Genomic DNA, 24,305 nt, shown 5'->3' with positions numbered 1-24,305 from the left:
TCCGCCAGGGTTTGCCGCAATCCGAAACGTGGGGTTCGACATGCCCGCCGCCGTCTCCGACCGGCCCACTCCCGGCTGCCGGCCGGGCTACCGTGATCGGCGTGACGCGGAGTGATGAGATCAGCGAGAGGGTGCCGCGGCTGCTGCGCGTCTCGGCTGCCCTGAGTTGGCGGTTCGTGGCCGTGGTCGCGGCGCTCTACGTGGTGTTCCACGTGGTCGGGTTCATGGCCACGATCGTCATCCCGACCGGGGTGGCGCTGCTGCTGGCCGCGCTGCTGTCGCCCGCGGTGTCGCAGCTGAACCGGGCGGGCATCCCGCGCGGCCTGGCCACCGGCGTGGTGCTCGTCGGCGGCATCGCGGTCGTCGGCGGCGTGCTGACGTTCGTGATCACCGAGTTCTCCAAGGGCCTGCCGCAGTTGCAGGAGCAGGTCAGCGCGAGCCTGGACACCATCCGCGGCTGGCTCAAGGACGGGCCGCTGCACCTGAGCGACGTCCAGCTCCAGCAGTACCTGGACCGGGTGGTGGAGACGGTCAAGGAGAACCAGACCGAGATCACCTCGGGGGCGCTCACCACGGCGGCCACCGTCGGCGAGCTGCTGACCGGGCTGATCCTCGCCCTGTTCACGCTCATCTTCTTCCTGCACGACGGCGACGCGATCTGGCGGTTCCTGATCCGGATCGTGCCGCGCGACGTGCGCGGTCGGGCCGACGTGGCGGGCCGGCGCGGATTCGCCTCGCTCGTGTCCTACGTGCGGGCGACCGCGCTGGTGGCGGTCGTGGACGCGGTCGGCGTCGGCATCGGCCTGTGGATCGTGGACGTGCCGCTGGTGGTGCCGCTGTCGGCGCTGGTGTTCCTGGGCGCGTTCATCCCGATCGTGGGCGCGGTGATCACCGGCGCGGTGGCGGTGCTGGTGGCGCTGGTGGCCAACGGACCGATCGAGGCGCTGATCATCCTGGCCGTGCTGATCGGCGTGATGCAGCTGGAGAGCCACGTGCTCCAGCCGCTGCTGCTGGGGCGCGCGGTGAAGCTGCACCCGCTGGCCGTGGTGCTGGCGATCACCACCGGTCTCGTCGTGGGCGGCATCGCGGGCGCGCTGCTGTCCGTGCCGCTGCTGGCGGTGCTGAACTCGGGGATCAGGTCGTTGCTGTCGGAGTCGGACCGCGACGTGGAGCCGCGCCAGGTCGACGTGCTGGAACCGCAGGAGAGCGGTCCGGTGGACACCGGTGGGGATCGGGTGGAGGACATCGACGACCGCGAGGACCCGACCGCGGAGCACAGCGGCAGGCAGTAGCGGTCAGGCCATCTCGACCAGGTTGCGGCCGTAGCCCTTGGCCGCGAGCAGCGCGGCGTCGGCGGCCACCAGCAGGTCCGGCAGCTCGTAGCCGAACCGCTGGGTGGTCGCCACGCCGATGCTCACGGTGAGGCCGGTGAGCAGGTGCTCCCGGCCGTCCGTGCCGACGGTGGGCACGGCCAGGCCGGCGACGGCGTGCCGCACGCGTTGGGCGACGGACCGGGCGACGGCGGGCTCCGCGTCCGGCAGGAGCACGACGAACTCCTCGCCGCCGAAGCGGCCGACCAGGTCGCCGCGCCGGACCGTGCCGGTCAGCAGCAGGGCGACCGCGCTGAGCGCCGAGTCGCCCGCCAGGTGGCCGACCTCGTCGTTGACGCGCTTGAAGTGGTCGAGGTCGAGCAGCATCACGGCCATCGGCCGCTCGCGCACCCGCGCCTTGGACAGCTCATACCTGGCCCGGCCGTCCCAGTGCACGGCGTTGGCCAGGCCGGTCTTCGCGTCGCGCTGGGCGGAACGCCGCCACTGCGGCAGCTGCGCCGCCCGTTCCAGCAGGGCCAGCGGCGGTCCGGCCATCAGCGCGTGCACCGGGGTGGTGAGGGCGACGAAGCCCATCAGGCCGCCGATGCTCACCGCGACGATGCCGAGCACCACGTCGATCGGCTCGCCGATGACCTCCTCGCCGCGGGCGCGCGGGCTGCGCAGCTTCAGGCCGATCGCGATCACGCCGGCGCGGAGCACCAGCAGCACAGTCGCGCCGAGCACCATGACGACGAGGTCCGTGCGCGGCTCGGCCCAGCCGATGACGTAGCGGGTGGTGAACACGGCCAGCGTGGTCGCGGACAGGGTGAACACCCAGCGGTGCGACTCGGGGCGCTGGGTCAGCACGCCGTGCAGGGCGGGGCCGAAGAGCAGCAGGACGAGCAGGTTGCACGGCAGGGCGACCAGGCCCGCGGTGAGGTAGCACAGGTGGGCGGCCCACGGGTTGCGCGCGGCCTCGCCCACCCGGTGGCTGTGGATCGAGCTGCCGATGATCACCGCGCCGGCGGTGCCCGCGATGGCCGCGAACCGGCCGATCTCACCGGGCGTGGGCTGCGGCGACGTGACGATCGCGCAGACCACGACGGCCAGCGCGAGCAGGTCCACGAGCAGCCAGTAGGCCAGCGCGGGGCGCTTCAGCGTCCACAATGGCCAGTGGCGCACGCTCGGCCCTCCCTCGCCGCAGCCGTCCACGGACGTGATCTTCACCCCCGGAGGCGACGAGCCCCGTGAGATCACGCTCGGTGACTCCCGTCAGCCTTCCACAGGTGTCGGTATCGGAACAGACGGCCACCTGGGGGTTAGCTGCGCCACTCCGACACGGCAAGATTGGGCGTGAAGGGAGCACACCGTGCACACAAAGCCATCCGACCAGGGGACAGCGGCCATGGAGGACCCGGTCGCGCACCTCTGGCGGGGAACGGTAGCGCTACGCGTAGTGACGTTCCTGTTCGCTTTGGGCAACGCGATCGTCCAGCACAACTACTACGAGCGGCAGTGGCTGGCGTGGGCGACGATCGCGGCGATGGCCCTCTGGTCGGTGTTCACCATCCAGGCGTACAGCCGGGAGGACGGGCGCCGGCCGTGGATCGTGGTGGCGGACGTCGCGATCACGTGCGGCCTGATGTCACTGTCGCCACTGATCATGACGGATGCTCAGTTCCTGTTCGACGTCCCGCTGATCACCACGATCTGGGCGGCCGGACCGCCGGTGGCGGCGGGCGCGCTCGGCGGGCAGGTCGCGGGCGCGGTGTCCGGCTTCGTGGTCGGGCTGAGCACCTACCTCAACCGGGGCGGGCTCACCGTGGACCTGGTGCGGGACGTGGTCCTGTTGGCGGGCGCCGGTTTCGTGGTCGGCATGGCGTCGTCCACGGCGCGCCGCTCGGCGGTGCGGCTGGCGCAGGCGTTGCGGACCGAGGCCGCCACGGCGGAGCGCGAGCGGCTGGCGCGGTCCATTCACGACGGTGTGTTGCAAGTGCTGGCGCGCGTGCGCAAGCGCGGCACGGAGCTCGGCGGCGAGGCGGCGGAACTGGCGGAGCTGGCCGGTGAGCAGGAAGTCGCGCTGCGGTCCCTGGTGGCCGCCGCGCCGACCGAGTCCACCGTGGACGGCGACGCGGACCTGCGGCCGGCGTTGCAGCTGCTGGCCACGTCCCGGTTCCAGGTGTCCACACCGGCCACGCAGGTGATGGTGCCGGCCGCGACGGCGTTCGAGCTGACCGCCGTGGTGCGCGAGGCGCTGTCCAACGTGGACAAGCACGCCGGCCCGGACGCGCGGGCGTGGGTGCTGCTGGAGGACCTCGGCGACGAGGTCGTGATCAGCGTCCGCGACGACGGCCCCGGCATCCCCGAGGGGCGGCTGGCCTCCGCCGAGGCGGAGGGGCGGATGGGCGTCGCCCAGTCCATCCGGGGCCGGGTGGAGGCGCTGCGTGGCACCCTTGAGCTGCAGACGGGGCCGGGGGAGGGCGCCGAGTGGGAGGTGCGGGTCTACAGATGAGCGTTTCCGTGATGGTGGTGGACGACCACCCGCTGTGGCGCGACGGCGTGGCGCGCGACCTGGCCGAACGCGGTTTCGAGGTGGTCGCGACCGCGGGCGACGCCGCGTCGGCGGTGCGGATCGCCCGCGCGGTGCGGCCCGACGTGGTGCTGATGGACCTCAACCTCGGTGAGACGACGGGGGTGGAGGCGACCACGTTGATCACCGGGTCGCTGGAGGGCACCCGGGTGCTGGTGCTGTCCGCGAGCGGCGAGCACAGCGACGTGCTGGAGGCGGTGAAGGCGGGCGCGTCCGGTTACCTGGTGAAGTCGGCGTCGGCCGAGGAGCTGGTGGAGGCGGTGAACCGGACCGCGGCCGGTGACGCGGTGTTCACCGCGGGGCTCGCGGGGCTGGTGCTCGGCGAGTACCGGCGGATGGCCGCCACGCCGGACGACGACAAGCCGCAGCTCACCGAGCGCGAAACCGAGGTGCTGCGGCTGGTGGCCAAGGGGCTGACGGCGCGGCAGATCGCGAACCGGCTGGTCATCTCGCACCGCACGGTGGAGAACCACGTGCAGTCCACCCTGCGCAAGCTGCAACTGCACAACCGCGTCGAGCTGGCGCGGTACGCGATCGAGCACGGGCTCGACGTCGAGCCGGAGGGCTGACCCATGACCGACCCCAAGGACTTCCGGGTGTCCGACGCCGAGCGGGAGCACGTCGTCGGCCTGTTGCAGAAGGCGATCGGCCGCGGCCTGATCACGTTGGACGAGTTCACCGAGCGCACCGACACGGCGTTGGCCGCGCGGACCCGCGGCGAGCTGAACGCCGTGCTGCTGGACCTGCCCGGCATGGTGCACAACGAGCAGGTGCTCGCCATGCCGGCCGACCGGCAGGAGCTGAAGGCCACCATGTCGACGGTCAACCGCAAGGGCAACTGGACGGTGCCGCGGCAGCTCGTCGTGCGCAGCCGGATGGGGACGACGGACCTGGACTTCCGCGAGGCGTCCATCCCGCACGCGGTGGTGGACATCGAGCTGGACGTGACCGCCGGTTCGGTGAAGCTGGTGCTGCCGGAGGGCGCGACGGTCAACGCCGACGGCGTCGAGCTGGCCGCGAGCAACCTGAAGGACAAGGTGGGCACGGGCGTGAACGGCCGACCGCACTTCGTCGTGCACGGCCTCGTGCGCGCGGGCAACGTGGAGATCAAGAAGAAGTCCCGCTGGTTCCGGCACGCCTGATCCCGTCGTGCGGTCCCGCCGTCGCACGGTGAGGATCGTGGTGTGCACTGCCTCGTCACCGGCGCGACCGGCTACCTCGGCGGACGGCTCGTGCCCCGGTTGGTCGCGGCGGGCCACCGGGTCAGGTGCCTGGTCCGCGACCCGCGCAAGCTGCGGGACGTGCCGTGGGCCGGGCAGGTCGAGGTCGTGCGCGGCGACGTGCTCGACCCGGCCTCCCTCGACGCGGCGATGCGCGATGTCGACGTCGTGCACTACCTCGTGCACTCGTTGAGCGATCCGGACTTCGTCGACGCGGACCGGCGCGCCGCGGAGAACACCGCGCGCGCCGCGGCGGACGCGGGCGTGCGGCGGATCGTCTACCTGGGCGGACTGCACCCACCGGGTGCGGTGCTGTCACCCCACCTGGCCTCGCGCAAGGAGGTCGGGGACGTGTTCCTGCGCGGCCCGGTGCCCGCGGTGGTGCTCCAGGCGGCGGTGGTCATCGGGTCCGGCTCGGCGAGCTTCGAGATGCTGCGCTACCTCGCCGAACGGCTGCCGGTCATGGTGACGCCGCGCTGGGTGCGCAACCGGGTCCAGCCGATCGCGGTGCGGGACGTGCTGCGGTACCTGGTCGACGCGGTGGGGCTGCCGGCCGAGGTGAACCGGACGTTCGACATCGGCGGCCCGGACGTGCTGACCTACCTGGAGATGATGCTCCGGTACGCGGAGGTGGCCGGGCTGCGCCGGCGGCGCGTGCTGCCCGTTCCGGTGCTGACGCCACGCCTGTCCGCGCACTGGGTCGACCTGGTCACGCCCGTGCCGCGGTCGATCGCCTCGCCGCTGATCGAGTCGCTGGTGCACGAGGTGGTGTGCCGGGAGCACGACGTCGAGGCGTGCCTGCCCGGCGAGAACACCGGCTACGACCGGGCGGTGGCGCTCGCCCTGGCGAAGGTCCGCGACGCGGACGTGGAGACCCGCTGGTCGGGCGCGTCGGTGCCGGGCGCGCCCGCCGAACCGCTGCCGTCCGACCCAGACTGGTCCGGCGGCTCGTCGTACGTCGACGTGCGGGAACGGTGGACCGCCGCCTCGCCGGAACGGCTGTGGCAGGTCGTGGAGGGCATCGGCGGCGAGCACGGCTGGTACTCGTGCCCCCTGGCCTGGGCGGTGCGCGGGTGGCTGGACCGGCTGGTCGGAGGTGTCGGGCTGCGGCGCGGGCGGCGTGATCCCCGGCGGCTGCACGTCGGCGAGGCGCTGGACTTCTGGCGGGTGGAGGAGCTCGACCGCGGCCGGCTGCTGCGGCTGCGCGCGGAGATGCGGGTGCCGGGCCTGGCCTGGTTGGAGCTGCGGGTCTCGGAGGCGGACGGCGGCGGGTCGACGTACCGGCAACGGGCGGTGTTCGTGCCGCGCGGGCTGGCCGGGCACGTGTACTGGTGGCTGGTGTGGCCGTTCCACGGGCTGGTGTTCGGCGGCATGGTGCGCAACATCGCCAATGAAGCTGAACTTACGAGTGAATTCAGAAAGTCCTGATGGACTGCACAAGGGGGTGGGAGCACACTCGCCCGCATGAAGGCACTGGTCAAGGCGACCGCCGGGCCGGGGTTGTCGTTGACCGACGTCCCGGACCCCACCCCCGGCCCCGGTGACGTGGTGGTCCGGGTCCTGCGCACCGGCATCTGCGGCACGGACCTGCACATCGACTCGTGGGACGAGTGGGCCGCGCACAACATCAGCGCGCCGCTCGTGCTCGGGCACGAGTTCGTCGGCGAGGTGGTGGAGACCGGCGCGGCGGTGACCGGGGTCGAGGTCGGCGACCTGGTCAGCGGCGAGGGCCACCTGGTCTGCGGCACGTGCCGCAACTGCAAGGCCGGCCGCCGGCACCTGTGCGCCAACACCCGCGGCCTCGGCGTGCACAGCGACGGCGCGTTCGCGCAGTACGTGGTGCTGCCCGAGCAGAACGCCTGGGTGCACCGCGCGCCCGTCGACCTGGACGTGGCGGCGATCTTCGACCCCTTCGGCAACGCCGTGCACACCGCGCTGTCGTTCCCGGTCATCGGCGAGGACGTGCTGATCACCGGCGCCGGCCCGATCGGGATCATGGCGGCGGCCGTGGCCAAGCACGCGGGCGCGCGCAACGTGGTCATCACCGACGTGAGCGCGCACCGGCTGGACCTGGCCCGCAAGGTCGGCGTCGACCTCGCCCTGGACGTCACCGAGCGCACGATCGCCGACGCGCAGGCCGAGCTGGGCATGTCCGAGGGCTTCGACGTCGGCATGGAGATGTCCGGCAAGCCCGTCGCGTTGCAGGAGATGATCGGCAACATGGCGCACGGCGGCCGGGTCGCGATCCTCGGCCTGCCCGCCGAGGGGTTCGCGGTCGACTGGAGCAGCGTCGTGCTGAAGATGCTGCAGATCAAGGGCATCTACGGCCGGGAGATGTTCGAGACCTGGTACTCGATGTCCGTGCTGCTGCAACGCGGCCTCGACCTGACGCCGGTGATCACGCACCGGTTCGACCACGCGGACTTCGGCGAGGCGTTCGCGACGGCGCGCGAGGGCAAGTGCGGCAAGGTCATCCTCGACTGGACGGGAGCTCACTGATGTACGGCGCGATGCGCGAGGACCTGCGGACCGGCTTGGACGAGATCCGCGCGGCCGGGCTCTACAAGGCGGAACGGGTGATCGGCACACCGCAGAACGCCGCCGTGCGCGTCGGCTCCGGCGCCGAGGTGCTGAACTTCTGCGCCAACAACTACCTGGGCCTGGCCGACCACCCGCGGCTGGTCGAGGCCGCGCACGAGGCGTTGGACCGGTGGGGCTTCGGCATGGCGTCGGTGCGGTTCATCTGCGGCACGCAGGAACCGCACAAGGAGCTGGAGCTGCGGCTCTCACAGTTCCTGGGCACCGAGGACACGATCCTCTACAGCTCGTGCTTCGACGCCAACGGCGGCCTGTTCGAGACCCTGCTCGGCGCGGACGACGCGATCATCTCCGACGAGCTGAACCACGCGTCGATCATCGACGGCGTGCGCCTGTCGAAGGCCCGCAGGTACCGCTACAAGAACCGCGACATGGACGACCTGGAGCGGCAGCTCAAGGACTCCGCCGACGCCCGCTACCGGCTGATCGCGACCGACGGCGTGTTCTCCATGGACGGCTACCTCGCGCCGCTGGACGACATCTGCGACCTGGCCGAGCGGTACGACGCGCTGGTGATGGTCGACGACTCGCACGCGGTCGGCTTCACCGGCCCGAACGGTCGCGGCACGCCCGAGCTGTTCGGCGTGCGGGACCGGGTGGACATCGTCACCGGCACGCTCGGCAAGGCGCTGGGCGGCGCGTCCGGCGGCTACACGTCCGGGCGGGCGGAGATCGTGGAGATGCTGCGGCAGCGGTCGCGGCCGTACCTGTTCTCCAACTCGCTGGCGCCGTCGATCACCGCCGCCGCCATCGCCGCGCTCGACCTGCTCACCTCGTCAGGCGAGCTGCTGACCAGGCTGCGCGAGAACACCGCGCTGTTCCGCTCGCGGATGACCGAGGCGGGCTTCGACCTGCTGCCCGGCGAGCACCCGATCATCCCGGTGATGATCGGCGACGCGGCGGAGGCGTCCCGGATGGCCGACCTGCTGCTGGAGCAGGGCATCTACGTGATCGGCTTCTCCTACCCCGTCGTGCCGCACGGCAAGGCGCGGATCCGGACCCAGATGTCGGCGGCGCACTCGACCGACGACGTGAACCGCGCCGTGGACGCGTTCATCGCGGCCCGCGACCGGATGTGAGACCTCACCTCTTGCCGCCGGGGCCCCAGATGCCGGCGAACACGAGCAGGATCGCGGACACCAGGATCGAGAGGGTCACCACGACGCCGTTCATCTCCAACTCGCCCGCTCGGGCGCTGGGCACGACGAAGCCGAAGACGACCAGCACGAGCAGGCCGAGACCGGCGATGACCGATTCGGTGGCGCGGAGCGAACGCATGGCTCTTGTTACCGCACGCGGGCCGGGCGTGCACGTCGTGACGACGGGCCCGTGATCGACCCCCGACGGCTGCGGGTGCTGCGCGCGCTCGCCGACCACGGCACCGTGACGGCGGCGGCGCAGGCCCTGCACCTCACGCCGTCCGCGGTGTCGCAGCAGCTGGCCGCCCTGGAGTCCGAGGTGGGGCACGAGCTGCTGCGGCGGCGAGGGCGGCGGGTGTCGTTGACCGCCGCCGGCGAGCTGCTGGTCCGGCACGCCAACGCGGTGGCCGCGGAGCTGGAGCGGGCGCAGGCGACGCTGGCCGCGTTCACCTCCGGCGCGACCGGTCGGGTCGAGGTCGGCAGCTTCGCGTCGGCGATCACGCAGGTCGTCGCGCCCGCGCTGGCCGCGCTGCGGGTGTCCGCGCCGGACGTGACGCTGCGGGTGCGCGACGTCGAGGGGCACGCCAGCGTGCCGTTGCTGCTCGACGGCGAGATCGACCTGGCGATCACCGAGGAGTACCGGCTGCGCACCGACGACCGGCGGCTGACCCGGTTCCCGCTCTACACCGAGCCGTTCGACGTGGTGCTGCCGCCCGCGCACCCGTTGGCCGGTCGGGCGGAGGTGGACCTGGCCGACCTCGCGGACGACGACTGGGTCGTGACGCTGCCCGGCAACCCGGTGCGCGACGTCGTGCAGCTGGCGTGCGAGCACGCCGGTTTCGCGCCCCGGATCACGCACACGTCCGACGACTTCCGGGCCATCGGCGCGTTGGTGCGGGCGGGCGCGGGGGTGGCCCTGGTGCCCCGCAACGCCGTGCGCGGTGTGCCCGTGCGCGGCACGGCGCCGTTGCGGCGGGTGGTCGCGGCGGTGCGCGCGGGCAGCGAGGGCCACCCGTTGATCGAGCTGGTCCGGGACGCGCTGCTGGACGCCGTCGGTCAGTGAGGGGCGCGGGCCGCCAGCTTCGCCGAGGCCGGGTCCGCCGCCGCCACCGCGCCGCGGGCCGCCAGCTGGCACAGGTCGAAGCTGGTCGAGGCGAGCTTCGCGCCGACACCCGCGAGCGCCGTGTGGTTCATCGACAGGCTCGTGACGCCCAACCCCGTCAGCACGCACGCCAGCAGCGGGTCGGCGGCGGCCTCACCGCAGACGCCCACCGGCTTGCCCGCGGCCGTGCCCGCGTCGCCGACCAGCTTGATCAGCCGCAGCAGCGCCGGCTGCCACGGGTCGTTGAGCGCGGCCACCGCGCCGACCTGCCGGTCCGCCGCGAACACGTACTGGGCCAGGTCGTTGGTGCCGATGGAGACGAAGTCGACCGCGGCCAGCACCTCGTGGGCGCTCAGGGCCGCCGCCGGCACCTCGATCATCACGCCCGCGCGCCGGATGCCGGCCGCACGCGCCCGTTCCGCGAACCACGCGGCCTCGGCGGCGGTGGCGACCATCGGCGCCATCACCGACACGTCGGCGTCGGTGTCCGCGGCGGCGAGCGCGATCGCTTCGAGTTGGCGTTCCAGCACGTCGGGGCGGTCGAAGGCGACGCGGAGGCCGCGCACGCCCAGCGCCGGGTTCGGCTCCGGCTCGGGTGCCAGGAACGGCAAGGGCTTGTCCGCGCCCGCGTCCAGCGTGCGGACCACCACGGGCTTGCCCGCGAACGGCGCGAGCACCGCCGCGTACGCCTCGCGCTGCTCGGCGACGGACGGCTCGGTCGCGGCGGACAGGAAGCAGAACTCGGTCCGGAACAGGCCGACGCCCTCCGCGCCGCCCGCCGCCGCCGCGACCGCGTCGGCGGGCGAGCCGACGTTGCCGAGCACCTTCACCCGGTACCCGTCGCGCAGCGCGCCGACGCCGTTCCACTCCGCCCGGCCCGCGACGTGCGCCGCGCGGACCGTGCCGTCCGACGCCTGCACCACGCCGGTGTCGCCGTCCACGAGCAGGGCGGGCACGTCGAGGTCGAGGACGCCGCGGCACGCCACCACGGCCGGGATGCCGAGCGACCGGGCCAGGATCGCGGTGTGCGAGGTGGGTCCGCCCTCCTCGGTGACCAGCGCCAACACCTTGGCCGGGTCCAGCCCGGCGGTGTCGGCGGGCGCCAGGTCGCGGGCCACGAGCACGGACGGCGAGGCGAGCGGCGGCACACCGGGCGCGGCCACGCCGAGCAGTTCGGCGACCAGCCGGTCGCGGACGTCGCGGACGTCGCGGGCCCGTTCGGCCATGTACCCGCCCGCCGCTTCGAGCGCGGTGATGAAGCCGCCGGCGGCCTGGTGCACGGCCCGCGCCGCGGGCAGGGAGTCCGACGTCACCAGCTTCTCGGCCTGGGACAACAACGCGGGGTCGGCCGCCATCGCCGCGGTCGTCTCCAACACGTCCCTCGCGTCACCGCTCGCCGCGGCGGCCCGTTCCCGCAAGCGGGCCACGACGACGTCCGCCGCGGGCCTGATCCGCGCCGCCTCGGCCGCCGGATCCGCCGGCGCGGGCCCGGCCGGCGGTTCACCCAGGGGCTCGGCGACCCGGACCACGGGCCCCGAAGCCCGCCCGGAACTCACCCCGACACCACTCAGCCGCGCACTCGACATGGTCTAGACCATACCCTCAGGTCGACGGGACGTGAAGGACAAGCCAACGCCACCGGCCTCGAACCCGCTACCCGGCCGGCGACATCGGCAGCCCGTGGCCGTGGCGGCCCACCGACGCGTGGACGCAGCAGTGCCGAGTCGCCTCGGCACACGCCCCTGCTCCCACCCGGCGGCCCGGAAAGGCTGTGCAGGGGTCCCCGCCAAGGGGATCCCTTGCTTTTATTCTGCCGGCGAGGTCCGACAATTCCGGGTGGTCGGCGGTGCGGGTTCAGCCGGGCGGCACCTGCGCCAGGGTCGGGTAGGACGGTTGGGCGCCCGCCGATGTCACGGACACGGCGGCCACGCGGGCGGCGAAGGCGGCGGCGGCCGGCAGTGGCGAGCCGGACGACAGGGCGACCGCCAGCGCGCCGGCGAAGGCGTCACCGGCGCCGGTGGTGTCCACAACGGACACTTCGGGAGCACCCACCTCGACCACACCGGACGGCGTGACGACGGCCGCGCCGCGTGCGCCCAACGTGACCACGGCGGACTTCGGGCCCAGCGCCAGCAGACCGTCGAACGACGCCGCCAGCGACGCCGCCTCGTGCTCGTTCACGATCAGCGGGTCCAGCAGGGCCATCGTCTCCGCGGGCACCTCGACCACCGGGGACAGGTTCAGCACCGGCCGGACGCCGCGGGACGCCGCCACCCGCACCGCGTGCGACACCGTCGGCACGGGCACCTCGAGCGAGCACACCAGCACCGGCACGTCGTCCCAGGTCAGCGCGTCCACATCGGACACACCCAGGTCGGAGTTCGCGCCCGGGGCGACGACGATCGAGTTCTCACCGTCCGGCGTCACGGTGATGTAAGCCAACCCCGTCGGCCGGGACGACGTGCGCACGAAATCGGTCCGCACACCCGACGACGACAGGGAGGCCAACAGCAGCTCCCCGTACTGGTCCGCGCCCACCGCGCCGACGAGCGCCACCGACGCGCCCAGCCGAGCGGCGGCCACGGCGGTGTTCGCGCCCTTGCCGCCGGGCAGGACGACGGTGTCACCGCCGAGCACCGTCTCACCGCCGGCGGGTCGGCGTGGCACCGAGACGACGAGGTCCGCGTTGGCCGAACCGAGCACGAGAACAGTCACGGTGGCACTGTGCCAGGTCCCGGCGTGACCGGTTCGGTACCGGGTTGAGTAGTGGTACGGATTCCGGATACACCCGATCCGGGCGACGCTGGTCACATGACCGGTACTGGGCTGGACCCCCTGATGAGGCTCGCTGACGAACTCGGGCACCTCGGCCGCCGCCTGGAGGCGGTGGGTCAGGAGCTGCACCGGGTCGGCAGCACCCAGGCGGTGGCGACGTCGACCGCACCGCCCGCCACCGGCACGGCGGCCGAAGCGACAGCCGGAACACCCGCGAGTGAGCCGATCGCGCCCGCCGCACGGCAGACCGAGCCTGCCCAGCCGGTCCCCGCCCAACCCGTCGCCCCTCGGCCCGCACTCGCCCAGCCCGTTGCCGCGGCGGCCCATACCGTGCAAGCCCCGACCCCGCCGCCCTACCCGACCGCACCCCGTCCGACCGCCCACCCGAACGGCCCGGCGGCCTACACCGCGCCCCATCCCGGCTACGCGCCACCACAGGGCCCGCCGCCGGGCGCCCCGGGCTGGGGCCGACCAGCCCCGTACTGGCCGCCGACCCCTCCGCCGCCACCCGGCCCGACCCTCTTCGACCGCCTCGCCAAGGACGGCGCGGGCAGCAAGCTACTCGCCTGGGTCGGCGGCGCGGTCACGCTGCTCGGCGTCGTCCTCCTCCTGGTCCTGGCCGTCCAACGCGGCTACCTCGGCCCCCTGCCCCGCGTCCTCGGCGGCGCCGCGCTCGGCGGCGTGCTGGTCGGCCTCGGCCTGTGGCTGCACCGCACCCCGGCCGGCCGCACCGGCGCGTTCGCCCTCGCCGCCACCGGCATCGCCGTGCTCTACCTGGACGTCATCGCCGCCACCTCGATCTACGAGTACCTGCCCGAAGGCGGCGGCCTGGCCGCGGGCCTGCTCATCGCGGGCGGCGGGCTGCTGCTGGCCCTGCGCTGGGACTCGGCCGCCCTCGCCATCGGCGTGGTCGCGGCCTGCGCCGTGTGCGCGCCCGTCCTCACGCAGGGGTTCACGCCGCTGCTCGTGGCGTTCCTGCTGGTCCTGAAGATCGCGGCGAGCCCGGTGCACCTCAAGCGCGACTGGCCCTGGCTCGCGGTCACCGCGGGCGTGCCGCCGCTGCTCGCCTCGGTCCTGGTGATCGGCCGCACGGACGAGTTCGCGCTGGCCGGCATCTCCCTGCTGGCCGCCGTGATCGGCGTGGCCGCCGCCGTGCTCACGATCCACGCCCGACCCGGCGACGTCACCGCGCTCGCCCTCGCCGTCGGCTCACCGCTGCCGGCCCTGCTCACCACCGCTGTCCTGGACCGCACCCTCGGCGCGGGGGTCGCGGGCGTGGTCGCGGTGCTGATGCTCGCGTTGTGGGCGGCCGGTCGGCGCTCGTTGCCGAAGAACTTCACCGCGGCGGTCGGCGCGGTCGGCGTGTTCGCGTTGTTCCAGGCCACGACGATCGCCCTGGACGGCAGCACGCGGGCCGCGGTGGTGCTGGCCGAGGCCCTGGCGCTGGCGTTCCTGGCCAAGGTCCTCGAGTCGCGCGGCCCGCTGCTCGGCTCGCTCGTGTTCGGCGCCATCGGTTTCCTGCTCACCACCGCGCACGCCGTGCCGCCGCGCCTGCTGCTGGACGAACCGTGGCGCGTGGACACCACGGGGTTCCTGGCGTCCGGCATGCTCACCGCGCTGGTCCTCGGCGTGCTCGTGGTCGTGCTGCCGTGGGTCGCGTCGGGCCTGGGTGTCCTGGGCAGGCACCCGTTCCCGTGGATCGTCACGGGTCTCGTGCTGCTGTACGCGGCGGCCGGTGTCGTGCTGTGCGGTGCGCTGCTGGTGTCGCAGGACGTGACCGGATTCCTCTTCGGTCACTCGATCGTGACGGTGTCGTGGACGGTCGCCGCGCTGGTGCTGCTGGTGCGCGGCATCGACCGGAAGTCCCTGCGGGTGGCCGGGTTGGTGCTGGTCGGCGCGGCGGTGGCGAAGTTGCTGCTGTTCGACATGTCCGCGTTGGACGGCATCGCCCGCGTGCTCGCGTTCATCGGCGCCGGCCTCGTCCTCCTGACGGCGGGCACGCGTTACGCCAAGCTGGTGGCAACTCGACGAATTTCGGCTGATTCGTAGCTCTCGGGATCCAAAACGGCCCGGACTGCGTCAACCTGGTGTAGAGGTCTACGTCGTCGGGGTAGGACCACCGGTGCTCCGGCACCGGCAGGGGTCCGGCGTCGGTCGTTTCGCCCCCCGAGCGACCGGCGCCGGGCGCACCGCCGCCGAGGGCGCCGCCGCCGTTGCCGCCCGTCCCGCCGCCGCGGGCGGCAGCCAGACCCATCACCCGGTCCGGCACCAAAAGGCACACGTCCGTAGGACGAGGGTGGAACCCGACCGCGCGGCGGTGTTCCCATCCAGCCATGTGGGGACGACGAAGCACCGCAGCCCTGGGCACCGCAGCCGTCCTCCTCGCCGCCGCGCTCTCCGCCGCCGGCCAGGAGCGGTCGCACGTCGTCACCGCCGCCGGCACGCCCGCGCCCAAGGCGTACGTGATCACCCACAACGGCCGGGTGCAGGTGCTCGACACCACCGACGGCCGGCTCGTGGCGACCGCCAACACCGGCGCGTGGACCACGGGCGCGGCGGTCGGGCCGGGTGGCCGGCGGGTGTACGTGGTCAACGGCTGGGCGGGCGTGATCACGGCGGTCGACCCGGTGGCGGGCAAGGTCGTCGGCCGCATCGACGCCCGCGCGCAGCTGGCGCAGGCGGTGCTGCGCCCGGACGGCCGGCGCCTCTACGTCACCGGCAGCGGCGCGGTCGCGGTGGTGGACCCGGTGACGTTCCGCCTGGTCGCGGCGATCAGGGCGGGCGGTCAGCCGCAGGGCATCGCGGTCACCCCGGACGGCCGCCGGCTGTACGTCGCCAATGCCCAGGACGGCACGGTGAGCGTGCTCGACACCGAGACCGCGAGCCCCCGGACCACGATCGACGTCGAGGGCATGCCGCAGCACGTCGCGGTCAGCCCGGACGGCAATGCGGTCTACGTCAGCTCGGTCGACGTCGGCGAGGGCACCGGCACGGTCTCCGTGATCGACGCGCGCACCGACGAGCTGCGCTGGTCGGTGCCGGTCGGCAAGGGCGCGGGCAGCATCGCGGTCACCCCGGACGGTCGCCGCGTCTACGTGGCGCTCAACCGCCGCGTGGTCGTCGTCGACACCGCCACCCGCGCCGCGAAGACGTTGCGGCTCAGGGCGAAGGCGCTGGCCATCGCGCCCGGCGACCGCCGCGTGTTCCTGTCGAGCGGCAACACCGCGACCGTGCTGGACAGCGCCGACAACCGGGTGCTGAACACGTTCCAGCTCAGCGGCTTGGACGACGGCGGCCGCGGCGTCACGGCCACCGTCATCGCGTTCGAACCCGTCGACCCCTCCTGAAACGACGACCGGCTAGACGGGCTGCGGCAGCCGCTCGTCCTCCACCGGCGCGTCCTCGTGGATCGCCATCCGCTCCTGGATCCGCCGCAGCGGGCCCGGCGCCCACCACGCGGCGTCGCCGAGCATCTTCATCACGGCGGGCACCAGCAGCATCCGCACCACGGTGGCGTCCAGCGCGAGCGCCAGGATCATGCCGACGCCGACGAACCGCATCATCGTGATCTGCGAGAACGCGAACGCGCCCGTCACCACGATCAGCAGCAGCGCCGCCGCCGTGATCACCCGGCCGGTCTTCGCCAGACCGGCGGTCACCGCCTCCTCGGTCGACGCGCCGCGACCGCGCGCCTCGACCATCCGGGACAGCAGGAACACCTCGTAGTCCGTGGACAACCCGAAGACCACGGCCGCCATCAGCACCACGATCCCGGACTCCAGCGGCGCGGGCGTGACGCCGAGCAGCGACGCCCCGTGCCCGTCCTGGAACACCCACACCAGCACGCCGAACGTGGCCGACAGGCTCAGCGCGCTCATCACCACGGCCTTGATCGGCAGCAGCACGGACCCGAACGCCAGGAACATCAGCACGAACGTCGCGCCCACCAGCAGCAGGACCATCAGCGGCAGCTTCTCGCCGATCGCGTCGAGGCTGTCGGTCACCATCGCCGTGCTGCCGCCGACGAGCACCTCGTCGCCGGGCCCGTCGAGCGCCCGCACGTCCCGCAGCGCCTGCTTGGACTCGTCGCTCAACGCGTCCTGGTCCAGCCCGGCGTTGAGCAGCCACACGCCGTTCGCGGGCTCCGCCGCGATCTGCGCCTCGCCGACACCGGGCACCGCGCCGACTTCGCCGATGAACTCCTGCACCTCGGCCTGCGACGGGTCACCGGTGATCACGATCTTGAAGCCGGAGTTGGACAGCGCGGCGAAGTCGTGGTTGACCGTCTCGGCGGCGACGCGCGCCGGGTTGCCCTCGGGCAGCACCTTCTCGGTGACCTCGCCGAACTTCACGCCGAGGAACGGCGAGCCGAGCGCGAGCAGGACCAGCACGATCGGCAGCGCGAACAGCACGGGGCGCTTCATCACCCGACCGGCCAGCCTGCGCCAGCCGCCCTCGGACGGCTCCTTCTTCTTGCGCCACGGCATGGCGAGCTTGTCCACGCGGTGGCCGAGGACGGCCAGCAGCGCGGGGAGCAGGGTGAGCGACACGATCGCCGCGATGGCGACCGCCGACATGCCGCCGTAGCTCAAGGACTTCAGGAAGCCCTGCGGGAACAGCAGGAGCCCGGCGAGCGCGATCACCAGCAACGTCGCCGAGAACACCACGGTGCGGCCCGCCGACATGACCGTCCGGCGCACGGCGTCCGGCGTGCTCCGGCCCGCGGCCAGCTCCTCCCGGAACCGGCCGACCATGAACAGGCCGTAGTCGATCGCCATGCCGAGGCCGAGCAGGCTGGCCACGTTGACCGCGAACGAGTTCACGTCGGCGACCAGCGAGACGGCGTGCAGCACGCCGAGCGAGCCCATGATCGCGAGCCCGCCCACCAGCACCGGCAGCGACGCGGCGACCAGGCCGCCGAAGATGATCACCAGCAGGATGAGCACGATCGGCAGCGAGACGGCCTCGGCCTTGGTGAGGTCGGAGGCGGACATGTCGCTGATCGCCTTCTGGGTCGGCACCAGGCCGCCCACCTGCGCGTCCAGCCCGTCGACCTGGAGCCGGTCGGCGATCTGCTCGTACTGCTTGAGCTGCGTGTTCGAGTCACCGGAGGTCAGCGTGATCACGACGAGCGACTTGCCGCTCTGCGGCGACGGGAACGGCGGCTGCACCTTCAGCACGGCGTCGGTCGGGAGGTCGGCCAGCTCGCCGGCGATCTGCTGGAGCTTGGCGGGGTCGGTGGTGTTGTAGACCACCAGGACGTCGCCGCCCTGCCGGCCGAACGCGTCCTGCGCGACCTGGTTCGCCCGCGCGGCCTCGCTCGTCGGCGCTTCGTAGCCGCCCTGGCTGAGCCGGTCGAACACGCCGAGCCCCCAGATGCCGCCGACCACCGCGAGGGCCACCGTCGCGATCAGCACCACCCATCTGCGGCGGTACGCCAGCGATCCCCACTTCGCGAACACGCGTCCTCCCAGGCAGATGGGTTACGGTTGGGTGAATGGCGTCAACTTCGTGAACACTGTTCACTCACCCATCCCGAAGTTATACCCGGGTGAACAGCGTTTACAACCTGATTGGGTGACTTATGACCGAGGCCACTCGCCGTGAGCGGCTACGCGCTGAGACCGAGCGTGACATCCGGCGACAGGCCCGTGCCCTGCTCGTGGAGCACGGCCGGGACGCCGTCACTCTACGTGCGATCGCACGTGAGGTCGGCATCACCGCCCCCGCGCTGTACCGGTACTACGACTCGCGCGAGGACCTCCTCCGCAGGCTCGCCGAGGACATCTGCACGGACCTGGCCGCCGAGCTCGACGCCGACCTCGACGGCATCGACCCCGACGACGTCAGCGCGCAGGTCTACGCGGTGTGCCGGGGCTTCCGGCGCTGGGCGCTCGCGCACCCGCAGGAGTTCACGCTGGTGTTCGCCTCCACCGAGGACGCGCTCGGCTCCTGCGCCCCGGACGACCGCGGCCAGGTCGGCGACCAGTTCGGCCGGGTGTTCCTGGAGGTCGCGGGCAGGTTGATCGCGAGCCACCCGCTGCCGGACGACCTCGGCCACGACGCGCCGGAGAACCTGCACGCCGACCTGGCGGCGTTCCAGCGGGTGCTGCTGGCCACCGTGAACGACCGCGGCGTCGCGGTGGACGAGAGCGTGCTGCCGCTCGGCGCGGTCTACCACATCACGCAGTCGTGGGTGCGGATCTACGGCCACGTGGCCCTGGAGGTCTTCGGCCGCTTCCCGTTCGCGGTGTCCAACCCCGAGCCGATGTTCGACTCGATGCTGGCCCAGATCCTGGGAGAGATGGGTTTTCGTCACCTGGCGCGTCCGTGAGCTGCGACTTCCGGGCATACCTGCTGGGCCGTTCGAGGGCTTTTCGCGTTCGCGGCGCAACCAGGGGCACCCGGGCGGGGTTGCATGTGGTGGCCGCACGGCGAGAACGTCTCGGGGCGGGGGGATGGTGGCGGGGAAGAGTTCGGACAAGGGATCCGGCGGCGTGGCGTTAGTGGCCGCGGTGCTCGTCGTCCTCGCGGGCGCGGGCGGGGCCGGTGGCGCGGCGCTGAACTCCGGCGCGAGCGGCGGTGGCGGGGCGGCGGCCCCGGTGGAGAGCATCGGCGTCCGCAAGTGGGACGCCAAGCGCGCGGCGCGCGGTGGTGACGCCGAAGGCGCGATGAGCCACCTCGGCGTCGGGATCAGCAAGCAGGCGGTCAAGCAGGAGCTCGACTGCGTGGAGAACTCGTTCGGCCAGGTGCGCGACTTCCTCGCCCAGAACCCGTGCACGTCGCTGGACCGCCTCCTGCTCGCCGTCGGCGACCAGGCGGGCAACGCGGCCGTGGTGTCGGTGGTGTGGGTGACGTTCCCGGGCCGCAACCAGGCCCGGCAGTTCGACCGGGTCGTCGACGTCGCGGGCTCCGGCGACGTGAAGCCGCTCGCCGGCGGAGTGGTCGGCATGCCGGACGTCCGGTTCACCGCCACGCACTACTGGTCGGAGATCAAGGACACCACGATCACCATCGCCGAGTCCGAACCGGCAACCGGGCACGTCGAGCCTGACCTGCTCGACGCGATGACCGAAGTGGCCGCCCAGTTGCCCCGTCCGTAGGTCGGATCGGCGACTCCGCGCGGCGGACCAGCACTATTGCGGAAGATCGCTGCACCTTTCGAGCGGTACCCGTCGGTATCCACGACACCTCGGGCCGATCCGCGCTTGCATGGTCGATCTCCCACGACGGGGGTGACCAGGAGGCAGCATGGCGCGCAGGATCGGTGGCCGCGGCGGAGGCTCGGACCCGGCAGGGGGCAAGGGCGGCGCGGTGGTCGCGGCGGCCGTGGTGGCGCTCGCCGGTGCGGCAGGCATCGGGGGTGAAGCAGCGCTGTCCGCGAGCACGGCGACGAGCGGGTCGACGCCCGGTCTCCAGGCCCGCAAGGCGGACAGCAAGAAGAACGCGCGCGACGGTGACGCCGACAACGCGTTGAACCGCCTGGGCATGCGGATCCGGAAGAAGGCGGTCAAGCAGGACCTGGAGTGCCTGACGAACTCGTTCGGCCAGGTCCGCGAGTTCTTCCTGCACACGCCGTGCACCGCGCTCGACCGCTGGGTCCTCGCGGTCGACGACGGCGCGGGCAACGTCGCCGTCGTGTCGGTGGTGTGGGTGTCCTTCGGCGACCGTGCCCGCACCAAGCGGTTCGAACGGCTCATCGACGTCTACGGCACCGGCGACGTGAGACCGCTCGGCGCCGCGCTGCTCGACCTGGCCGACATCCGCTTCACCGCCGCCCACTACTGGTCCGAGACCAGGGGCAACACGATCACCATCGCCGAGTCCGAACCGGCAACCGGGCACGTCGAGCCGGACCTGCTCGACGCGATGACCGAAGTGGCCGCCCAGTTGCCCCGTCCGTGAACCGCCGTCCGTGGACCCGCCGTCGGTGAACCCCGCTACAGCACCACGTTGACCAGCCGGCCCGGCACGACGATCACCTTGCGCGGCGTGCCGCCGTTCAGCAGCTCGGCCACCTTCTCCTCGGCCAGCGCCGCCGCCTCGACCTCGGCCGCCGACGCCGACGCCGCCACCACCACGCGCGCCTTCACCTTGCCGTTGACCTGGATCGGGTACTCCACCGTGTCCTCGACCAGGTACTTCTCGTCCGCCACCGGGAACGGGCCGTGCGCCAGCGAGTCGGTGTGGCCCAGCTTGGCCCACAGCTCCTCGGCGACGTGCGGGCTCAGCGGCGCCAGCATCAGCGCCAGCGACTCGGCCAGCACGCGCGGCGCGCCGCCCGGGAAGTGCTTGGTGACGTGGTTGTTCAGCTCGATCAGCTTCGCGCCCGCCGTGTTGTAGCGCAGGTTCGCGAAGTCGTCGTGCACGCCCGCGATCGTCTTGTGCAGCAGCCGCAGCGCGTCCTCGCCCGGGTCGGAGTCGGTCACGCGCAGCTCACCCGTGGTCTCGTCGACCAGGTTGCGCCACAGCCGCTGCAGGAACCGCTGCGCGCCGACGACGTCCTTGGTCGCCCACGGCCGCGAGACGTCCATCGGGCCCATCGACATCTCGTACAGCCGGAACGTGTCGGCGCCGTACTTCTCGCACATCTCGTCCGGCGTGACGACGTTCTTCAGGCTCTTGCCCATCTTGCCGTACTCGCGGCGCACCTCCTCGTCCTCGAAGAAGTACTTGCCGTCGCGCTCCTCCACCTCCTCGGCGGGCACGGGGGTGCCGCGCGAGTCGCGGTAGGCGTACGCCTCGATGTAGCCCTGGTTGAACAGCCGCCGGTACGGCTCGTCACCGGACACGTGGCCCAGGTCGAACAGCACCTTCTGCCAGAACCGCGCGTACAGCAGGTGCAGCACCGCGTGCTCCACGCCGCCGATGTACAGGTCCACGCCGCCCGGGTCGGACGGGCCGTGCTCGTCGGTGCGCGGGCCCAGCCAGTACCGCTCGTTCTCCGCGTTGACGAACCGCTCGGGCTCAGTCGGGTCCACGTACCGCAGCTGGTACCAGCACGAACCCGCCCAGTTGGGCATCGTGTTGGTCTCGCGCCGGTACCGCTTGGGCCCGTCGCCCAGGTCCAGCTCGACGGTGACCCAGTCCTCGGCGCGCGACAGCGGCGGCGACGGCTCGGAGTCCGCGTCGTCCGGCTCGAACGTCCGCGGCGAGTAGTCGTCCACGTCGGGCAGCTCGATCGGCAGCATCGACTCCGGCACGGCGATCGGCGTGCCGTCCTCGTCGTACACGATCGGGAACGGCTCGCCCCAGTACCGCTGCCGGGAGAACAGCCAGTCCCGCAGCTTGAACTGCACGGTGCCCTCGCCGCGGCCCTGCTCCTCCAGCCACGTGATGATCTTCTTCTTCGCCTCGTCGACGTCCAGGCCGTCCAGGCTGACGCTGCTCTCGTGGCTGGAGTTCACGGCGGGGCCCGCGCCCGTGTACGCCTCGCCCTCGAAGTCCGCCGGCGGCTGCACGGTCCGGATGATCGGCAGGTCGAACGCCTTGGCGAAGTCCCAGTCGCGCTGGTCCTGGCCGGGCACCGCCATGATCGCGCCGGTGCCGTAGCCCATCAGCACGTAGTCCGCCACGTACACCGGGATCCGCGCGCCGTTGACCGGGTTGGTCGCGTGCGCGCCGGTGAAGACGCCGGTCTTCTCCTTGTTCTCCTGCCGGTCCAGCTCGGACTTGCGGGAGACCTCGGCGCGGTAGGCGGCGATCACCTCGGCCTGCTCGGCGGACGCGATCACGTCCACCAGCGGGTGCTCGGGCGCCAGCACCATGTACGTCGCGCCGAACAGCGTGTCCGGCCGGGTGGTGAACACCTCGACGTCCACGCCGTCGTGCCCGGCCACGGCGAACTTGACCCGGGCGCCGTGCGAGCGCCCGATCCAGTTGCGCTGCATCGCCTTGATCTTGTCCGGCCAGTCCAGCCGGTCCAGGTCGTCGATCAGCCGGTCGGAGTAGGCGGTGATCCGCATCATCCACTGGCGCAGCGAGCGCCGGAACACCGGGAAGTTGCCGCGCTCGCTGCGGCCGTCCGCGGTGACCTCCTCGTTCGCCAGCACGGTGCCCAGCCCGGGGCACCAGTTCACCGGCGCCTCGGACAGGTACACCAGGCGGTACCGGCCCAGCAGCGTCTCGCGCTCCGGGCGCGTCATCCCGTCCCACGGCTTGTCCGGGGTGGCCCGCTCACCCGACGCGAACTGCGCCTCCAGCTCGGCGATCGGCCTCGCCCGGCCCGCCGCCGGGTCGTACCAGGAGTTGAAGATCTGCAGGAAGATCCACTGGGTCCACTTGTAGTAGTCCGGGTCGATGGTCGAGATCCGGCGGCGCTCGTCGTGGCCCAGGCCCAGCCTGCGGATCTGCCGCAGGTAGGTCTGGATGTTGTCCTCGGTGGTCTTGCGCGGGTGCTGCCCGGTCTGCACGGCGTACTGCTCGGCGGGCAGGCCGAACGCGTCGAAGCCCATCGTGTGCAGCACGTTGCGGCCGTTCATCCGGTGGTACCGGGCGAACACGTCGGTGCCGATGAAGCCCAGCGGGTGGCCCACGTGCAGGCCCGCGCCCGACGGGTAGGGGAACATGTCCTGCACGAACAGCTTGTCCGCGGGCACGTCGCCCTTGAGCGGTCCGACCGGGTTCGGCGCGTGGAAGGTGCCGTGCTCCTCCCAGTGCTGCTGCCAGCGCCGCTCGATCTCGCCCGCCAGCTCGGCGGTGTAGCGGTAGGCGGGCGTCGCGTCCGCCGCGTCGGTGCTCATCGGGATGTCCCTCTCCATCGGTACCTGCCCCTGACATGACGAAACCCCCCAGCCCGGAAGGGCATGAGGGGTTGCCGCGCGGACCCGGTCGACGAGGTCTGCGCGGCTAGCTAAGGAGCAGGCGGGCCTTGCTCATGTCGTCAACGGTATCAGCGCAGCGCAAGCCCGTTGCACCGGGTGAACTCCCCGGCTCGCCGACCGGCCCGATCACCCGTGCGGCCACGACCGGGTGAACCCGGGGCCGGCCCGACCAAGATCGGAGGACCGGCCTACCCTCGTCAGGGTGAACATCGTGCTGCCTGTGGTGCTGGGTCTGATCGGTGTCGCGTTCGCGACCATCGGCTTCCTCGGCGTGCGTGGCCGGCTGCGGCGCAACCGCTTCTTCGGTGTGCGCACCAAGGCCACGCTGCGCGACGACGAGACCTTCGCGCTGGCCAACAAGATCGCCGGCGTGCCGACCGCGACCGCGGGCGCGATCGCCCTCGCGGCGGCCTTCGCGGCGGCCGTGAACCCGGCGTTGGCGCTGGTCATCGGCCTGGTCGGGCTGGTCGGCAGCGTCGTGGTCGCGAGCGCGGGCGGCGTGCTCGGCCACCGGGCCGCCGAGGCCGTGCCGGAGCCCGCGGCGCCCGCCGGTTGCGGCGGCTGCGCGTGCGGTGGCGGCGGCTGCAGCGTCCTCACCCGTGCCTAGGTCACCGCACTAGTTGTTGCGGGTCATGACGTTGGTGACGGCTGGTAGGGCCTGAGACGAGGGACGGGTCTTTCGGCGGCAGGATGAGAAGTGCGACCAACTCGTCCGCCGAGCAGAAAGACCCGTCCGTGCTCCACCGTA

The 24,305-nt window shown here is 72.5% G+C and carries 20 protein-coding genes; 14 read left to right on the top strand and 6 right to left on the bottom strand.

The genetic code is table 11. The annotated features are described in order from the left end of the window. The first annotated feature begins 101 nt into the window (after window positions 1–101). Window positions 102–1,292 carry an AI-2E family transporter gene (locus LNK82_RS43475; RefSeq protein WP_230572664.1) on the top strand — a complete coding sequence of 397 codons (1,191 nt, stop codon included), beginning with the start codon at window positions 102–104 and terminating at the stop codon, window positions 1,290–1,292. Window positions 1,293–1,295: 3 nt separating this feature from the next. Here the strand turns inward: LNK82_RS43475 and LNK82_RS43470 are convergent, their stop codons facing one another. Continuing rightward, window positions 1,296–2,537, bottom strand: coding sequence for a GGDEF domain-containing protein (locus LNK82_RS43470; protein ID WP_308257525.1), 1,242 nt, complete (start codon window positions 2,535–2,537; stop codon window positions 1,296–1,298). 178 nt (window positions 2,538–2,715) lie between these two features. Here LNK82_RS43470 and macS point away from each other — a divergent pair, with 178 nt between their 5' ends. From macS to LNK82_RS43440, 6 genes are read left to right on the top strand one after another with little or no spacing between them, the layout of a single operon-like run. Beyond that, window positions 2,716–3,822, top strand: a complete 1,107-nt coding sequence (gene macS, locus LNK82_RS43465; protein ID WP_230572699.1) for a MacS family sensor histidine kinase — start codon at window positions 2,716–2,718, stop codon at window positions 3,820–3,822. After that, window positions 3,819–4,469 (top strand): response regulator, encoded by a 651-nt coding sequence (locus tag LNK82_RS43460; RefSeq protein ID WP_123744858.1) that lies wholly within the window; start codon window positions 3,819–3,821, stop codon window positions 4,467–4,469. Before macS ends, LNK82_RS43460 begins: the two co-directional genes overlap by 4 nt. Window positions 4,470–4,472: 3 nt before the next feature. Beyond that, a complete protein-coding gene (locus LNK82_RS43455) occupies window positions 4,473–5,042 on the top strand; it encodes a DUF1707 SHOCT-like domain-containing protein (protein WP_230572663.1) in 570 nt (189 codons plus the stop codon). A gap of 42 nt (window positions 5,043–5,084) precedes the next feature. Next, a complete protein-coding gene (locus LNK82_RS43450) occupies window positions 5,085–6,548 on the top strand; it encodes an SDR family oxidoreductase (RefSeq protein WP_230572662.1) in 1,464 nt (487 codons plus the stop codon). 36 nt (window positions 6,549–6,584) lie between these two features. Next, window positions 6,585–7,619: an L-threonine 3-dehydrogenase gene (gene tdh, locus LNK82_RS43445; RefSeq protein WP_230572661.1), complete on the top strand. Its 1,035-nt coding sequence runs from the start codon at window positions 6,585–6,587 to the stop codon at window positions 7,617–7,619. Then, on the top strand, window positions 7,619–8,797 hold the full coding sequence (locus LNK82_RS43440; RefSeq protein ID WP_230572660.1) for a glycine C-acetyltransferase: 1,179 nt from the start codon (window positions 7,619–7,621) through the stop codon (window positions 8,795–8,797). Before tdh ends, LNK82_RS43440 begins: the two co-directional genes overlap by 1 nt. 4 nt (window positions 8,798–8,801) lie before the next feature. Here LNK82_RS43440 and LNK82_RS43435 read toward each other — a convergent pair whose 3' ends face one another. Then, window positions 8,802–8,996: a hypothetical protein gene (locus LNK82_RS43435; protein WP_230572659.1), complete on the bottom strand. Its 195-nt coding sequence runs from the start codon at window positions 8,994–8,996 to the stop codon at window positions 8,802–8,804. Between the two features lie 51 nt (window positions 8,997–9,047). Here LNK82_RS43435 and LNK82_RS43430 point away from each other — a divergent pair, with 51 nt between their 5' ends. Next, the gene (locus LNK82_RS43430; RefSeq protein ID WP_230572658.1) at window positions 9,048–9,920 is read left to right on the top strand and encodes a LysR family transcriptional regulator; all 873 of its coding nucleotides are present in this window, start codon (window positions 9,048–9,050) and stop codon (window positions 9,918–9,920) included. On the opposite strand, the gene ptsP is transcribed toward LNK82_RS43430, so the two are convergent. Both ptsP and LNK82_RS43420 read right to left on the bottom strand, forming a co-directional pair. Continuing rightward, window positions 9,914–11,545 (bottom strand): phosphoenolpyruvate--protein phosphotransferase, encoded by a 1,632-nt coding sequence (gene ptsP, locus LNK82_RS43425; protein WP_230572657.1) that lies wholly within the window; start codon window positions 11,543–11,545, stop codon window positions 9,914–9,916. The genes LNK82_RS43430 and ptsP overlap by 7 nt on opposite strands. Window positions 11,546–11,813: 268 nt before the next feature. Next, entirely contained in the window at window positions 11,814–12,674 is an 861-nt protein-coding gene (locus tag LNK82_RS43420; RefSeq protein ID WP_230572656.1) for a ribokinase, read from the bottom strand. Window positions 12,675–12,797: 123 nt separating this feature from the next. Here LNK82_RS43420 and LNK82_RS43415 point away from each other — a divergent pair, with 123 nt between their 5' ends. Together LNK82_RS43415 and LNK82_RS43410 are read left to right on the top strand one after the other, a co-directional pair. Next, window positions 12,798–14,783, top strand: coding sequence for a DUF2339 domain-containing protein (locus tag LNK82_RS43415; RefSeq protein ID WP_230572655.1), 1,986 nt, complete (start codon window positions 12,798–12,800; stop codon window positions 14,781–14,783). A 284-nt stretch (window positions 14,784–15,067) separates the two neighbouring features. Beyond that, a complete protein-coding gene (locus LNK82_RS43410; protein ID WP_230572654.1) occupies window positions 15,068–16,081 on the top strand; it encodes a YncE family protein in 1,014 nt (337 codons plus the stop codon). 12 nt (window positions 16,082–16,093) lie between these two features. Here LNK82_RS43410 and LNK82_RS43405 read toward each other — a convergent pair whose 3' ends face one another. Further along, window positions 16,094–18,196 carry an MMPL family transporter gene (locus tag LNK82_RS43405; protein WP_230572653.1) on the bottom strand — a complete coding sequence of 701 codons (2,103 nt, stop codon included), beginning with the start codon at window positions 18,194–18,196 and terminating at the stop codon, window positions 16,094–16,096. Window positions 18,197–18,318: 122 nt separating this feature from the next. Between LNK82_RS43405 and LNK82_RS43400 the strand changes: the two genes are divergently transcribed. The 3 genes from LNK82_RS43400 to LNK82_RS43390 all read left to right on the top strand — a co-directional run bounded on the left by LNK82_RS43400 (window position 18,319) and on the right by LNK82_RS43390 (window position 20,639). Further along, the gene (locus tag LNK82_RS43400; protein ID WP_230572652.1) at window positions 18,319–19,068 is read left to right on the top strand and encodes a TetR/AcrR family transcriptional regulator; all 750 of its coding nucleotides are present in this window, start codon (window positions 18,319–18,321) and stop codon (window positions 19,066–19,068) included. Between the two features lie 163 nt (window positions 19,069–19,231). After that, entirely contained in the window at window positions 19,232–19,837 is a 606-nt protein-coding gene (locus LNK82_RS43395; protein ID WP_230572651.1) for a hypothetical protein, read from the top strand. 148 nt (window positions 19,838–19,985) lie between these two features. Further along, entirely contained in the window at window positions 19,986–20,639 is a 654-nt protein-coding gene (locus tag LNK82_RS43390; RefSeq protein ID WP_230572650.1) for a hypothetical protein, read from the top strand. Window positions 20,640–20,674: 35 nt separating this feature from the next. On the opposite strand, the gene leuS is transcribed toward LNK82_RS43390, so the two are convergent. Next, window positions 20,675–23,476 carry a leucine--tRNA ligase gene (gene leuS, locus LNK82_RS43385; protein WP_230572649.1) on the bottom strand — a complete coding sequence of 934 codons (2,802 nt, stop codon included), beginning with the start codon at window positions 23,474–23,476 and terminating at the stop codon, window positions 20,675–20,677. A 283-nt stretch (window positions 23,477–23,759) separates the two neighbouring features. Here leuS and LNK82_RS43380 point away from each other — a divergent pair, with 283 nt between their 5' ends. Continuing rightward, window positions 23,760–24,164, top strand: coding sequence for an SdpI family protein (locus tag LNK82_RS43380; protein WP_230572648.1), 405 nt, complete (start codon window positions 23,760–23,762; stop codon window positions 24,162–24,164). Window positions 24,165–24,305 lie beyond the last annotated feature (141 nt).

The sequence above is a fragment of the Saccharothrix luteola genome (assembly GCF_020859565.1).
Classification (GTDB): Bacteria; Actinomycetota; Actinomycetes; order Mycobacteriales; family Pseudonocardiaceae; genus Actinosynnema; species Actinosynnema luteola.
The sequence above is the reverse complement of the archived record's forward strand: the minus strand, read 5'-3'. Positions and strand labels throughout refer to the sequence as shown.